Source organism: Eggerthella sp. (genome assembly GCF_048329335.1).
In the GTDB taxonomy this organism is placed as follows: domain Bacteria; phylum Actinomycetota; class Coriobacteriia; order Coriobacteriales; family Eggerthellaceae; genus Eggerthella; species Eggerthella lenta.
Genome location: NZ_DBFEGU010000307.1, coordinates 1 through 13,838 on the forward strand (window position 1 = coordinate 1; position 13,838 = coordinate 13,838).

The 13,838-nt window shown below is 66.8% G+C and carries 13 protein-coding genes; all 13 read left to right on the forward strand.

Translation table 11 applies throughout. The features are described 5' to 3' along the window. A partial coding sequence (gene hisG, locus ACMO6A_RS09655) for an ATP phosphoribosyltransferase (RefSeq protein ID WP_418471168.1) occupies positions 1 to 802 on the forward strand: 802 nt, incomplete at its 5' end. Positions 803 to 805: 3 nt separating this feature from the next. Beyond that, positions 806 to 2,164, forward strand: a complete 1,359-nt coding sequence (gene hisD, locus ACMO6A_RS09660; protein ID WP_009608801.1) for a histidinol dehydrogenase — start codon at positions 806 to 808, stop codon at positions 2,162 to 2,164. After that, positions 2,157 to 3,248: a histidinol-phosphate transaminase gene (gene hisC / locus ACMO6A_RS09665; protein WP_015760393.1), complete on the forward strand. Its 1,092-nt coding sequence runs from the start codon at positions 2,157 to 2,159 to the stop codon at positions 3,246 to 3,248. The genes hisD and hisC overlap by 8 nt, the downstream gene beginning before the upstream one ends. A gap of 222 nt (positions 3,249 to 3,470) precedes the next feature. Continuing rightward, a complete protein-coding gene (gene hisB, locus ACMO6A_RS09670; protein WP_009304787.1) occupies positions 3,471 to 4,064 on the forward strand; it encodes an imidazoleglycerol-phosphate dehydratase HisB in 594 nt (197 codons plus the stop codon). Then, entirely contained in the window at positions 4,061 to 4,846 is a 786-nt protein-coding gene (hisH, locus tag ACMO6A_RS09675; protein ID WP_009304786.1) for an imidazole glycerol phosphate synthase subunit HisH, read from the forward strand. The genes hisB and hisH overlap by 4 nt, the downstream gene beginning before the upstream one ends. Positions 4,847 to 4,851: 5 nt before the next feature. Further along, positions 4,852 to 5,625 carry a 1-(5-phosphoribosyl)-5-[(5-phosphoribosylamino)methylideneamino]imidazole-4-carboxamide isomerase gene (gene hisA / locus ACMO6A_RS09680; RefSeq protein ID WP_009608881.1) on the forward strand — a complete coding sequence of 258 codons (774 nt, stop codon included), beginning with the start codon at positions 4,852 to 4,854 and terminating at the stop codon, positions 5,623 to 5,625. Positions 5,626 to 5,801: 176 nt separating this feature from the next. Continuing rightward, a complete protein-coding gene (gene hisF / locus ACMO6A_RS09685) occupies positions 5,802 to 6,566 on the forward strand; it encodes an imidazole glycerol phosphate synthase subunit HisF (protein ID WP_009304783.1) in 765 nt (254 codons plus the stop codon). A gap of 469 nt (positions 6,567 to 7,035) precedes the next feature. Continuing rightward, positions 7,036 to 7,356 carry a phosphoribosyl-AMP cyclohydrolase gene (gene hisI / locus ACMO6A_RS09690; RefSeq protein WP_009304782.1) on the forward strand — a complete coding sequence of 107 codons (321 nt, stop codon included), beginning with the start codon at positions 7,036 to 7,038 and terminating at the stop codon, positions 7,354 to 7,356. A gap of 143 nt (positions 7,357 to 7,499) precedes the next feature. Further along, positions 7,500 to 9,707: an EAL domain-containing protein gene (locus ACMO6A_RS09695; RefSeq protein WP_418471169.1), complete on the forward strand. Its 2,208-nt coding sequence runs from the start codon at positions 7,500 to 7,502 to the stop codon at positions 9,705 to 9,707. 230 nt (positions 9,708 to 9,937) lie between these two features. Next, on the forward strand, positions 9,938 to 10,600 hold the full coding sequence (fsa, locus tag ACMO6A_RS09700; RefSeq protein WP_009608849.1) for a fructose-6-phosphate aldolase: 663 nt from the start codon (positions 9,938 to 9,940) through the stop codon (positions 10,598 to 10,600). Next, positions 10,597 to 12,237: a transcription termination factor Rho gene (gene rho, locus ACMO6A_RS09705; protein WP_309422136.1), complete on the forward strand. Its 1,641-nt coding sequence runs from the start codon at positions 10,597 to 10,599 to the stop codon at positions 12,235 to 12,237. Before fsa ends, rho begins: the two co-directional genes overlap by 4 nt. A gap of 141 nt (positions 12,238 to 12,378) precedes the next feature. After that, the gene (gene sppA / locus ACMO6A_RS09710) at positions 12,379 to 13,431 is read left to right on the forward strand and encodes a signal peptide peptidase SppA (RefSeq protein ID WP_009608843.1); all 1,053 of its coding nucleotides are present in this window, start codon (positions 12,379 to 12,381) and stop codon (positions 13,429 to 13,431) included. After that, positions 13,412 to 13,838, forward strand: a 427-nt coding sequence (locus ACMO6A_RS09715) for a class I tRNA ligase family protein (RefSeq protein WP_418471170.1), incomplete at its 3' end; no start/stop codon positions are given. The genes sppA and ACMO6A_RS09715, both read left to right, overlap by 20 nt.

The window sequence follows — 13,838 nt, forward strand, 5'->3', positions numbered from 1 at the left end:
GGGCAGCGGCGGGCGCTACGACAACATGATCGGCTCGTACGGCGAGAGCCGCCCGGCCGCCGGCTTCGCGTTCTCGTTGGAGCAGGCCATGGCCGCGGCCGCCGCCGCCGAGCGCTCGGTCGACGACGAAGCCGCGCGCCCGCTGCGCATCGCGGTGCCGAAGGGCTCGCTCAACGCCGACACGGTTGCCGCGCTCGAGGCCGCGGGCCTCGATACGACCGGGCTCGACGACCCCGGCCGTCAGCTCATCATCCGCAACCCCGGCGTCGAGTACGTCATCGTGCGGCCCACCGACGCGCCCGCGTTCGTGTCGCTGGGCGCGGCCGACTGCGGCATCTGCGGGAAGGACTCGCTGCTGGAAGCGCAGTCCGACGTCGTCGAGCTGGTCGACCTCGGATACGGCGCATGCCGCTTCGTGGTGGCCGAGCCCGCCGGTGCGGCCGAGGCCACAGGCGAGCACTACCGCCGCCTGGGATCGCTGCGCATCGCCACGAAGTACCCCAACATCACGCGCGCCCACTACGCGAAGACGGGCACGCAGGTGGAAATCGTGAAGCTGCACGGCAACATCGAGCTGGCGCCCCTCACGGGCATGGCCGAGCGCATCGTCGACATCACGGCCACCGGCACCACGCTCAAGGAGAACGACCTCGTGGTGGTGGACGAAGTCCTTTCGTCGACCGCGCGCTTCTTCTCGAACACCTGCGCGTTCCGCACGGACGCGCGTATCGTACAATTGGCGAATACGCTGCAGCGGAACGCGGAAGCCTCCGCGAGCCCGGCCGGCGAGGAAAAGGAGTAGCCCATGCGCCGCATCATCTTGCAACCTGGCGAGCAGTTCACCAACGCCCACCTCAAGCGCACCGGCGCGTTCAACGCCCAGGCCCTGACGGCGGCCACCGCCATCATCGAGGGCGTGCGCGAGCGCGGCGACGAGGCCCTGCGCGCCTACACCGAGCAGTTCGACGGCGTGCGCGTGGAGGAGTTCCGCGTGTCGCAGGCGGCTATCGCAGAAGCCATCGTGAACGTCGACGACAAGACGGCGCGCGCCCTGCGTCAGGCCGCCGCACAGATCCGCGACTTCCACGAGCGCCAGAAGCAGCAGAGCTGGTTCACCGTGCGCGAGGACGGCGCGCTCGTGGGCTCGAAGGTGGAGCCGCTGGAATCCGTGGGCATCTACGTGCCGGGCGGGCGCGCGCTGTACCCGTCGTCGGTGCTGATGAACGCGCTGCCGGCCGCCGTGGCCGGCGTGAAGCGCATCGTATGCGTGACGCCGCCGACGGCCGACGGAACGCTGGATCCGGCCATTTTGGAGGCGTGCCGCATCTCGGGCGTCACCGAAATCTACGCGGTGGGCGGCGCGCAGGCCATCGCCGCGCTGGCGTACGGCACCGAGTCCATCGCGCCCGTGGCCAAGATCACCGGACCCGGCAACGCCTACGTGGCGGCGGCGAAGAAGGTGGTGTCGGGCGATGTGGGCATCGACATGATCGCCGGCCCGTCCGAGGTGTGCGTCGTGGCCGACTCCACGGCCGATCCGGCGCTCGTGGCCATCGACCTCATGGCGCAGGCCGAGCACGACCCGCTGGCCGCCTGCTACCTGGTTACGTTCGATGCGGCCTACGCCGACGAGGTGGAGCGCATGGTTGAGCGCCACCTCAAGTCGTCCACACGCGCCGAGATCACGGCGGCATCGCTGGCCGACCAGGGCCTCATCGTCGTGTGCGACAGCATGCCGCAAGCCATCGAGGCCGTGAACGCCATCGCGCCCGAACACCTCGAGCTGCACGTCGACCACGCCTTCGACCTCTTGGGCGCCATCCGCAACGCGGGCGCCATCTTCCTGGGCGCCTGGACGCCCGAGGCCGTGGGCGACTACGCCGCCGGCCCGAACCACACGCTGCCCACGGGCGGCACGGCGCGCTACGCCTCGCCGTTGTCGGTGGACGAGTTCGTGAAGAAGTCGAGCGTCATCCAGTATTCGTCGCAGGCGCTCGCCCGCGATGCCGACATGGTAACCACCATCGCGCGCCACGAGGGCCTGTGGGCGCACGCCATGAGCGTGGAGATGCGCAAGAACCTGCTCGACACGGGCAACGTGTATGGGATCGAGGGCGGCGACGGAGCGGGCCGCGCGGCCGGAGACGGGGGTGCCGATGCGTAGCGTGTGCGCGGCCGCGCCCCAGCTGGCGGGCGTGGTGCCCTACGATCCGAAGTATTTGCCCGTCACCGCCGTCCTCTCGGCGAACGAGAACCCGCACGACGTCGACGACGAGATCCGCCGCGACATCATGCGCGAGGTGAAGCGCCTGCCCCTCAACCGCTACCCGGACCCGCTGGCCAACGACCTGCGCGACATGATCGCCGAAGCGAACGGGCTCGACCGCGACCAGGTGCTGGTGGGCAACGGGGGCGACGAGCTCTTGTTCAACCTGGCGCTGGCGTGGGGCGGGCCGGGGCGCACGTTCCTCAACCTGCCGCCCACGTTCTCGGTGTACGACGCGAACGCCCGCCTCACGAACACGTCGGTGGTGGACGTGCCGCGCCGCGCCGACTTCTCCATCGACGAGGAGGCCGTGCTGGCGCGCGTCGCCGAGGGCGGTATCGACTACCTGGTGGTGACCAGCCCGAACAACCCCACGGGGCAGCTTGCCAGCGAGACGTTCATCCTCCGGCTGCTCGACGCCACCGATGCGCTCGTGATGGTGGACGAGGCTTACTTCGAGTTCTCGCGCCAGACGATGCGCCCGTATCTGGCGCAGCACAAGAACCTCGTCATCCTGCGCACGTTCTCGAAGGCGTTCAGCCTGGCCGGGGCGCGTATGGGCTACATCCTGGGAGACGCCGAGGTCGTGCGCGAGTTCGTCAAGGTGCGCCAGCCGTATTCGGTGGACGCCGTCTCGCAGGCCGTTGCGCGCGTGGTGTACGCGAACCGCGCGAAGTTCGAGCGCGGCATCCTGGCCGTCATCGAGGAGCGCGCCCGCCTGATCGAGGGACTGAAGAGGATTCCCGGCGTGAAGCCCTTCCCGTCGGATGCGAACTACGTGCTGTTCCGCGTGGAGAACGCGCCCGTCATCTGGGAGGCGCTGTACGAGCGCGGTGTGCTTGTGCGCGATTTCTCGCGTGCGGCGCATCTGGAGAACTGCCTGCGCGTGACCGTGGGCGCCTCCGAGGAGAACGACGCGTTTTTGCGCGCGCTGCGCGATGCGGTGATGGGCAAGTGCGATTTGAAGGTTCCGTCGACCTGACGGCCGACGGAACGAGCCGACGGCTGCGACGCGAAGCTAGTCCCCGTAGGGGGCGGCTTCCCGTGGTGCCCGATCTCGCGGCGAGGTCGAGGACTCGCGTACCGAAGTATCCCCTACGGGGACTTCCTTCGGGGCGCGCTTCGTCCTCGCCCTCCCCACGATCTCGGGCACCACGGAAACCCTCGCTGACGTTGCTGGACCAGCGATAAAGAAAGGCCAACCATGAACCAGAGAACCGCCGAAATCGTCCGCACGACGAACGAGACGGACATCCGCGTCGCGGTGAACCTCGACGGCGCGGGTGCGACCGACATCGAGACGGGCGTGCCGTTCTTCGACCATATGCTGACGGCCTTCGGAAGGCATAGCCTGATCGACCTCGACGTGCGCGCAAAAGGCGATATCGAGGTGGACGCGCACCACACCGTGGAGGACGCGGGCATCGTGCTGGGCCAAGCCGTTGCGCGTGCGCTCGGCGACAAGCGCGGCATCGCGCGGTTCGGGTCGCTTTCGCTTCCCATGGACGAGGCTCTCGTGCTGGCGGCCGTGGACATATCGGGGCGCGGCCAGCTGCACTGGGCCGTGGACGTGCCCTGCGTCATGCTGGGCACGTTCGACGCGTCGCTGGCCAAGGAATTCTTCATCGCCTTCGCCGCGAACGCGGGACTTACGCTGCACGTGCGCAGCCTGGCTGGCGAGAACGCGCACCATATCGTGGAGGCGTCGTTCAAGGCCGCAGCGCGCGCCTTGCGCCAGGCCGTCGAGCTCGACCCCCGCATCGGCGATGCGCTGCCTTCGACGAAGGGCGCGCTATGATCGCCGTGGTCGACTATCATAAGGGCAACCTCAAAAGCGTCGAGCGCGGTCTGGTCGCGGCGGGCGCCGAGGTGCTCGTCACGAGCGATCCCGCCGCCATCGCCAAAGCCGATGCCATCGTGCTGCCCGGCGTTGGCGCGTTCGCCGACGCGGCCGCCACCATGCGCGAGCTCGGCCAGATGGACGCCATCCGCGAGCGCATAGCCGCCGGCGTGCCGTTCCTCGGCATCTGCCTGGGAATGCACCTCCTGTTCGAAGAAGGCGTCGAAGGCGCGCCGCGCGAGGACGACGAAACCTCGACCCACAACGCCCGCGGCCTGGCAGTGCTGCCGGGCGTGGTAACCAAGATGCCGAAACAGGATGAACACTCCCTCTCCTACAAGGTGCCACATGTAGGTTGGAACACCGTGCATTTCGGAGACGGCAGCGAGGGGTTCGGCGGCGCCCACCAAGCGAGTTCCGCACGAGCCGGACAGTCCTGTGGACTGTCCGAGCGAGCAGGACTGTCTGAGCGACTGGGCGTTGCCGAGCTCCTCGCGGACAGGTTTCAGGAATGCCCCCTGTTCGAAGGCATACCGTCGGGCACTTACTTCTACTTCACGCATGGCTACATCGCGCCGTCGGGTCCCTTCGTCGTCGGCGAGACGACGCACAGCGTGACGTTCCCGAGCGCCGTCCAGTACGGCGAGGCGGCGTACGGCGTGCAGTTCCATCCCGAGAAAAGCTCGGATGCGGGCGCGCGTCTGCTGCAGAACTTCGTGTCCATCGTGAAAGGGGCGTGAGCGCCATGTACCTGCTTCCAGCCATCGACATTCTGGGCGGCAAGGCCGTCCGCCTCGCCAAAGGCGACTACGACCGCGTGACCGTGTACCACGACGACCCCGCCGCGCAGGCGCAGCTGTTCGAAGAGCAGGGCGCGACGTGGCTGCACGTGGTGGACCTCGACGGCGCGCGTTCGGGCATCCCTGAGAATATCGCCATCGTCGAGCGCATCATGCGCAAGACCCTGCTCAAGGTGGAGGTGGGCGGCGGCGTGCGCTCGCTCGACACCATCGCGCGCCTGGCGGACGCGGGCGTGTCGCGCGTGGTGCTGGGCACGTCGCTCGTGGCCGACCCCGACTTCGCCGAGGCCGCCATCGCGCAGTACGGCAAGCTGCTGTGCGCGGGCATCGACGCGAAGGGCGGCGAGGTGGCCGTGGCCGGGTGGCGCGAGGGCGCTGGCGTGGCCGCCGAGGAGCTGGCGCGCGACATGTCGGCGCTCGGGTTCCGGCACCTCGTGTACACCGATATCGCGCGCGACGGCATGCAGACCGGCATCGAGGCCGCGGCGTACGTGCGCATGGCCGAGGCGTTCGGACATCCGGTGATCGCATCGGGCGGCGTGGCCGGCGTGGACGACATCGTGCGTTTGGGCGAGGTGGCCGGCAGCATCGAGGGCGTCATCGCGGGACGCGCCGTGTACGAGGGCGCGCTGTCGGTGCAGGAGGGCGTGCGCGCCTGCGACGAGGCCACGCGCCGAGCCGAGGCCGCCGCCGTCCAGGCGAACCCTTGTGGAATGTGAGTCCAACATGTTTGGTAAGGTCAGCGAGCGGGTTCTTCGCGAGCGCGATTGCCGCGAAGGCTCGACGAAGCGTGCCTTGGGCACGTGAGGAGAACCTGGAGCGGCAAGCGTGCCGCGAAGTACCCGCGCAGCGTCGGCACGTCCGTCGTTGCGTTAGCAACGACGGAAGGAGCGAGATGCTAGCGAAACGCGTGATACCTTGCATGGACGTGAAGGACGGTCGCGTGGTCAAGGGCGTGAACTTCGTGAACCTGCGCGACGCGGGCGATCCCATCGAGCTCGCGCAGCGCTACGACGAGGAGCGCGCCGACGAGGTGATCTTCCTCGACATCACGGCCACGAGCGACGACCGCGCCACCACGGTCGACCTTGCCAGCCGCGCCAGCGAGCAACTGCATCTGCCGTACTGCGTGGGCGGTGGTTTCCGCAGCGTGGCCGACATTCGCACGATGATCGCGGCCGGCGCTGACAAGGTGTCGGTGAACTCGGCCGCCGTGGCCGATCCGTCGCTCATCACGAGCGCCGCCGCGGCGTTCGGCTCGCAGGCCATCCTCTGCGCCATCGACGCGAAGCAGGTGACGGGCAACCCGAACAAATGGGAGGTCTACGTTGCGGGCGGGCGCAAGGCCACGGGCATCGACGCGGTCGCCTGGGCGCAGGAGGCGGCCCGGTGCGGGGCGGGGGAGATCCTGCTCACCAGCATGGATCGCGACGGCAGCCGCGACGGCTTCGACTGCGCGCTCACTCGCGCCGTCGCGCGTGCGGTGGACATCCCGGTCATCGCCTCGGGCGGGGTGGGCAAGCTCGAGCACTTCGCCCAAGGCGTCATCGAGGGCGAGGCCGATGCCGTGCTGGCTGCAAGCGTCTTCCACTTCGGCGAGCTTTCCGTCCGTCAAGTGAAGGAGCATATGCGCGCCCAGGGTATCCCCGTGCGGCTGTAGGGGTGGGGCGGCCCTCGTTTCCGGAGCGAACGCGACGACGGGTCGCTCGACCGCGATCCTCCATCGCGTCAAGGGGTCGCACGGCCGAGCCTTCCGTGCAGCTGAAAGCGCTGCGACTGGCGAAAAAGCATCGAATTCGGAAGTTTCTAGCTGGGTCGCAAGCTCGTCGGAGGCTCTTTTTGCGCATAGAGCCTGGTTGCTGGCTTGCTCCTTTCCGCTCCCGGGCGCCGCATGCGCTTGAAACGGGCGATGTCTTCCGAATTCGATGGCTTTTCGCCATTCAGAACGCCGTAGGCCGCACAGGTGGAGGAGCGATCCGGTTTTCGGACGATCCGACGGCATGGTTTGGGATCGTCCCGAGGACGTTCACGCGCCGGCCTTCCGCCTTCGCAGGAGAGAAGCGAGGGGCGGATGCAGGCTGCGGTTGCGCAAGCAGCCGCAGTACATCGATCGAGTGAGGATTATAGGTATGAACATTCCTGGCATCGCTTACAACGCCGACGGGCTCGTTCCCTGCATCGTGCAGGATGCAGACACGCTCGAGGTGCTCATGATGGCGTGGATGAGCGAGGAGTCGCTTGCGCTCACGCTCGAGCGCGGCGAGACGGTGTTCTGGAGCCGCAGCCGCCGGGAGCTATGGCACAAGGGCGCCACCTCGGGCAACGTGCAGAAGCTCGTGGAGCTGCGTTACGACTGCGATGCCGACACGCTGCTCGCGCTCGTTCATCCGGCGGGTCCGGCCTGCCATACCGGCGAGCGCACCTGCTTCTACCGCGCGTTCCCCCGCTAGCCGCCTCTCGCTCGGAACGCTCAGTGCAGCGAGGCCCGAGGATTCCGCTTATGTTGAGCCGTTGCATCATAGGGGTTGTGAGGATGCCGATCGTGCCTCATAATATTGCGTTCGATTACGGGATGGTTTAGAAGGGGACGCGAGTGACTGACAAGTCGACGGCAGGCCGTGACGGGGAAGCGGGCTCGACCGGCTTCGCTCGGGTTTCCATTGAAGCCCCGCGCATCGATGCCGCTACCGGGCTGCTTGGCAAAGAAGCCTTCTTCGACGAGGCCGCTGCGTATCTTAGGCATTCGGGCGCACGCGATGTCAGCATCGTCTGCTTCGATGTCGACCATTTCAAACTGTTCAACGATCTGCACGGACTTGATTGCGGCGACGAGCTTCTAAGGTACCTGGGTCGCGCCCTCGCCCTCCGCTTCTCGCCCGACGGGGCGCAACCGCTCGCGCGCCTTGCGGCCGATACGTTCGCCTTGTGCGCGACCGGCATCCGCCCCGAGCGCGTCGAGCGCATCCTCGTCGACATCTCCTCCGAATGTCCGAACGGCATCGACGCCATCGTGCGCGCGGGCGTGTACCGCATCGAGGATCCTGCTTCGCCGGTCAGCATCATGTGCGACCGCGCGGTCATCGCGCTTCGCACGGTGAAGGGCAGCTACTTCGACCGCGTGGCTTTGTACGACCCCGGCATGCGCGAGGCGCTCGTCCTCGAACGCGAGGTCGTCGCCGGCATAGAATCGGCGTTGCGCGAGGATCGCATCGAGCTGTTCCTCCAGCCGAAATGCAATATACGCACCGGCAAGATCGTGGGTGCCGAGGCGCTGGCCCGTTGGCGCCATCCCGAGCGCGGCATCGTCGCCCCGGGCGAGTTCATCCCGCTGATCGAGCGCAACGGCCTTGTGCGCTCACTCGACCTGCGCGTGTGGGAGAAGACCGCCGCGTGGATCAGGGGCCTCATCGACGAAGGAGTGCAGCCCGTTCCCGTGTCGGTGAACGTGTCGCGCGCCGACATCTACCTCGTGGACGTGGCCGCCGAACTGCATGCGCTCGTGGAGCGCTACGGCATCGAACCGTCGCTCATCGAGGTGGAGATCACCGAGAGCGCCTATTCGGAACGCCCCGATCGCATCGTGGCCGCGTTCGACGAGCTGGCCGAGCGCGGCTTCACCGTGCTCATGCACGACTTCGGCAGCGGCTACTCGTCGCTCAACATGCTGAAGGACATCAACGTCGACGTGCTGAAGATCGACATGCGCTTCCTCGACCGCGACGACCGGCGCAGCAAGGACATCATGGAATCGGTCATCCGCATGGCGCGCTGGCTGGACCTGCCCGTCATCGCCGAAGGCGTGGAGACGCGCGAGCAGGTGAACTTCCTTTTGGACGTGGGGTGCTCGTACGCGCAGGGCTACTACTACGCGCGCCCGATGGAGGCGGCGGCGTTCGAGGCGCTGCTGACCGACGGTTCGAAAGTTCAGCACGAGCAATGCGCTCTGCAGGATGCGCGCCGTCCCATCCTCGATTTCAGGGATCTGCTGCATGAGAACACCATCAGCGACCGCATGCTTTCCAGCATCATCGGCTCGGTGGCGCTGTACTCGTATGCCGACGGCGATCTGCGCCTGATTCGGGGCAACGAAGCGTACCGGCGCTTGATAGCGACGCTCGGGGAAGGCGTGAACGGCGCCGAGGAGGGCGGCAGCCTGCTTCCTTTCGTGCATGACGAAGATCGGGACGCCCTCGTGGCCGCGGCGGAGGAGACGGTGCGCTCCTGCCCCGACGACGGGGTGGAGGTGGTCGTGCGCCGCATGGGAACGAACGGCTGCCATTGGCATAAGATGCGCCTGTTCCATTTGAACACGACGAACGGTTCGGCCACGGTGTACGGCTCCGTGACCGACGTCACGGAGCGCATGGAGTACATGGAGGCGCTGCGCAAGAGCGAGCAGCGCTTCGAGATGACCTTGGAAGCCAGCGGCACGGTGGTGTTCGAGCTGGACATCCCCACGCGCACCGCTCGCTATTCGGAGTTCTTGCAGCAGGCGTTCGGCTTGGCCGAGACCGTGGCGAACGCCCCGGAGGGGTTCATCGAGCAGGGGACGGTTGCCGAGGAGTCCATCGAGGATTTTCGCGCCATCTACCGAGACCTCTACGCCGGCGCGCCTCGCACGTCGGCGGTTGTGCGCGCCATCATGGGAGACGGGTCGCGTGCGTGGAACCGCGTGACGCTTCTGGCCATGCCGAACGAGGCGGGCGCGCCCGTCAAGGCCGTCGGCCTCGTGGAAAACGTCACGCGCGAGACGGAGATGGATCTTTTGCTGAAGCGTCTCGGTCGTTTCGAGCAAGATTGAGGATCACGCCGTCCGCAAGGCGCGCCCGCACCGTTTCGTAGACCTTCCTCCATCGCTTTTACACGATACCTGCCGCTTTGCGCTTGAACGAAGGAAACACATGCGGTACCATGATGATCAGTTCTTTTATCTCACAGCACACATCCAACACACCCGCATCTCATCACGGAATCCATGCGCGCCGTCGCGCGCGTTTCACCTGTAATAGCCATTGTATAAGGAGGACCTGGGTGAAGTTTTTTCTGGACACCGCCGATCTCGACGAAATAGAAGAGGCGGCCAGCTGGGGCGTGCTCGCCGGCGTCACTACGAACCCGACGCTGTACGCGCGCACCGGAGGCAAGCTCGACGATTTCCACAACCACATCAAGCGCATCTGCGAAATCGTGGACGGGCCCGTCTCCGCTGAAAGCGTCGCCATGACGCGCGACGAGATCATCCGCGACGGCCGCGAGCTGGCCGCGCTTGCCGACAACGTGGTCGTGAAGATCCCCACCATGGTGGAGGGTCTCGCCGCCACCAAGGCGCTCTCCGAAGAGGGCATCCCCGTCAACATGACGCTGTGCTTCAGCGTGCCGCAGGCCATCATGGCCGCCCGCGCCGGCGCCCGCTACATCAGCCCCTTCGTCGGCCGGTTCGACGACATCGCCGAGGACGGCATCTCGCAGTTGGCCGACGTGGTGGCCGCGGTGAACAACTACGACTTCGGCCACGACGTGGAGATCATCGCCGCGTCGGTGCGCAGCGCGAACCACGTGACGCAGGCCGCCCTCATGGGCGCCGACATCGCCACGGTGCCGTTCGCTGCGCTCAAGAAGTGCGTGCAACATCCGCTGACCGACCGCGGCCTGGATGCGTTCATGAAGGACTGGGAGAAAGTTCAGCAAGCATGAGCGAAACCGAAGCAACCACGGAGGCTCCTGCGGCCGCTCCCGTCAAGCGACGTTCCACCAGCGTGAAGGCGAAGACGCAGGGCAAGGCCGAGGGCGCAGCCACTCCGGGCCGCAACTCGTCGGCCACGCGCACGCCGCGCAAATCGGTGAAGGCGGGCGGCGCGCAGCAGCAACAGCCGCAGGGCGGTTCGAACAACCGCCGCCAGAACGCCTCGAACGCCGGCAAGCAGAACAACGGCGGCAGCAATCGCCAGAAGCAGGGCGGCGGCCAGAACCGGCAGAACAACAGCCAGAACCAGCGTCGTCAGCGTCGCCAGCACGACAACAACCGCGGCAACCGCGAAGTGCAGCCCAGCGTGTCGCGCGAGGAGCTGGCGAAGCTCAAGGTGGCCGAGCTGCGCGAGAAGGCCGCCGAGCTCAACCTCGACGTGACGGGCCTCAAGAAGGCCGAGCTGGTGGAGGCCGTGTTCGAAGCCAGTGTCAAGGCCGAGGGCTTCATCGAGGTGTCGGGCATCCTCGACATCCTGGCCGACGGCTACGGCTTCCTCCGCACGCAGGGCTACCTGCCCAGCGAGACGGATTGCTACGTGGGTCTTTCCACCATCCGCCGCAACGGCCTGCGCAAGGGCGATCTCGTGTCCGGTCAGACGCGCCCGGCGCGCGAGAACGAGAAGTACGCCGCCATCCAGAAGGTCACGGCCGTCAACGGCACGCCCGTCGAGGAGCTGGGCAGCCGCGTGCGCTTCGGCGACCTCACGCCGGTCTACCCGGACGAATGCCTCGTCATGGAGCACGGCAAGAACACCGTCACCGCCCGCGTCATCGACCTCGTGTCGCCCATCGGCAAGGGCCAGCGCGGACTGATCGTCAGCCCCCCGAAGGCGGGCAAGACCACCATCCTCAAGGACATCGCCGCCGCCATCAGCGCGAACAACCCCGAAGTGCACCTCATGTGCCTGCTCGTGGACGAGCGTCCCGAGGAAGTCACCGACATGGAGCGCTCCATCAAGGGCGAGGTCGTGTCCTCCACGTTCGACATGCCCACGGAGAACCACATCGCCGTGTCCGAGCTGGTCATCGAGCGCGCGAAGCGCCTCGTGGAATGCGGCAAGGACGTTGTCGTGCTGCTGGACTCGCTCACGCGCCTCGCGCGCGCCTACAACCTGGCGCAGCCGGCATCGGGCCGCATCCTGTCGGGCGGCGTGGACTCCACGGCGCTCTACCCGCCGAAGCGATTCCTGGGCGCTGCGCGCAACATCGAGCACGGCGGTAGCCTGACCATTCTGGCCTCAGCCCTGGTGGACACGGGCTCGAAGATGGACGAGGTCATCTTCGAGGAGTTCAAGGGCACCGGCAACATGGAGCTCAAGCTGGATCGCAACCTGGCCGACCGCCGCATCTTCCCGGCCATCGACCCGGTGGCGTCGGGCACCCGCAAGGAGGATCTGCTGCTGGAGCCGCAGGAGGCGCCGCTCATCTGGGCCGTGCGCCGCATCCTCGCGAACACGAACAGCACCGAACGCGCCATGGACATGCTGATCAAGTCGCTCAAGCAGACCGAGACGAACCAGGAGTTCCTCGTGCGCACGGCGAAGAAGGCCCAGCACACAAAGGCCGACGGCTCGCTGGAGTTCTAGGCGCGCCCATCCGTCATCCGGCCGACACCGTGCGCGCCGGTCGCGGTCTTATAATGGAAACCACCAGGGAACCGCATCCGTTGGGTGCGGTTCCCTGTCGCATACGGTAGTATGGTCAGACGCATGAACCAAGGAGGGACCATGTCTCAAGACAACAACTGGCAGCAGCAGGTGTGGCAGCAGCCTGCCGCGCCGCAGCAGCCTGTCGCGCCGGCCGCGCCGTACGGCTACGCCGTGCAGCCCCCGAAGAAAAGCCGCGGCTGGATCGTCGCCCTCGTGGCCGTCGTGCTCGTGTTCGCGCTGCTGGCGCTGGGCATGTGGTCGTGCACGTCGGTCATGTCCTCGTCGTTCGGGTCCTTCGGCACGGGCTCCACGGTCGACGACGTGGACTACCTCACGGGCGACGCGGTCGGCGTCATCGACATCGACGGCACCATCCAGTACGACAACACCACCTCCAGCCCCGAAGGCCTGAAGGCCCAGCTCGATCGCGCCGAGAAGAACAGCCATATCAAGGCCGTCGTACTGCGTGTGAACTCCGGCGGCGGCACGGCTACGGCGGGCGAGGAGATGGCCGACTACGTGCGCGGGTTCTCCGAGCGCACCGGCAAGCCTGTCGTGGTGTCCAGCGCGTCCGTCAATGCGAGCGCCGCCTATGAGATATCCTCGCAGGCCGACTATATCTACACGGCCAAGACCACGGCCATCGGCGCCATCGGCACGGTCATGCAGGTTACCGACCTGTCCGGCCTCATGGAGAAGCTGGGCATCTCGGTGGACAACGTCACCAGCGCCGACAGCAAGGATTCCAGCTACGGCACGCGCCCGCTCACCGAGGAGGAGCGCGCCTACTACCAGGATCAGGTCGACCAGATCAACGAGACATTCATCCAGACCGTGGCCGAGGGTCGCGACATGCCCGTCGAAGACGTGCGCGCGCTGGCCACGGGTCTCACGTTCACCGGCATGACGGCAGTCGAGAACGGCCTTGCCGACGAGATCGGCACCAAGGACGACGCCGTGGCGAAGGCAGCCGAGCTGGCGAACATCGCGCACTACACCACCGTCACGCTCAAGAATCCCACGAGCAGCCTGTCGAGCCTGCTCGACCTCATGTCAAAGAGCAACGTTTCCACCGACGATATCGCCCGAGCGCTGAAGGAGCTGGACACCGATGGCAGCATCGCCCAATAGCAACGAACGAATCTCGTGGCCCAAGCGCGCCGTCGTCACGGCGGGCATGCCCTACGGCAACAAGCCGCTGCACTTCGGCCACATCGCCGGGGTGTTCGTGCCGGCCGACGCCTTCGCGCGCTTCCTGCGCGACCGCATCGGCGCGGCCAACGTGCGCTTCATCAGCGGCACCGACTGCTTCGGCTCGCCCATCAACGAGGGCTACCGCAAGCTGGTGGAGGCCGGCGAGTTCGACGGCACCATCGCCGAGTACGTCGAGCGCAACCACGAGGCGCAGAAGAACACGCTGGACGCCTACGGCATCAGCCTGTCCATCTACGAAGGCTCCGGCATGGGGCATTCGGGCGACGTGCATCAGCTGATCACCGAGAAGTTCATCGAGAAGCTGCACGAGAACGGGCACTTGC

Excerpts from the sequence above, each read along its gene's own strand:
- hisD (WP_009608801.1), top strand. The coding sequence starts at position 806 with ATGCGCCGCATCATCTTGCAACCTGGCGAGCAGTTCACCAACGCCCAC.
- hisA (WP_009608881.1), top strand. The coding sequence starts at position 4,852 with ATGTACCTGCTTCCAGCCATCGACATTCTGGGCGGCAAGGCCGTCCGC.
- rho (WP_309422136.1), top strand. The coding sequence starts at position 10,597 with ATGAGCGAAACCGAAGCAACCACGGAGGCTCCTGCGGCCGCTCCCGTC.
- hisC (WP_015760393.1), top strand. The coding sequence starts at position 2,157 with ATGCGTAGCGTGTGCGCGGCCGCGCCCCAGCTGGCGGGCGTGGTGCCC.
- hisB (WP_009304787.1), top strand. The coding sequence starts at position 3,471 with ATGAACCAGAGAACCGCCGAAATCGTCCGCACGACGAACGAGACGGAC.
- sppA (WP_009608843.1), top strand. The coding sequence starts at position 12,379 with ATGTCTCAAGACAACAACTGGCAGCAGCAGGTGTGGCAGCAGCCTGCC.
- hisI (WP_009304782.1), top strand. The coding sequence starts at position 7,036 with ATGAACATTCCTGGCATCGCTTACAACGCCGACGGGCTCGTTCCCTGC.
- hisF (WP_009304783.1), top strand. The coding sequence starts at position 5,802 with ATGCTAGCGAAACGCGTGATACCTTGCATGGACGTGAAGGACGGTCGC.
- hisH (WP_009304786.1), top strand. The coding sequence starts at position 4,061 with ATGATCGCCGTGGTCGACTATCATAAGGGCAACCTCAAAAGCGTCGAG.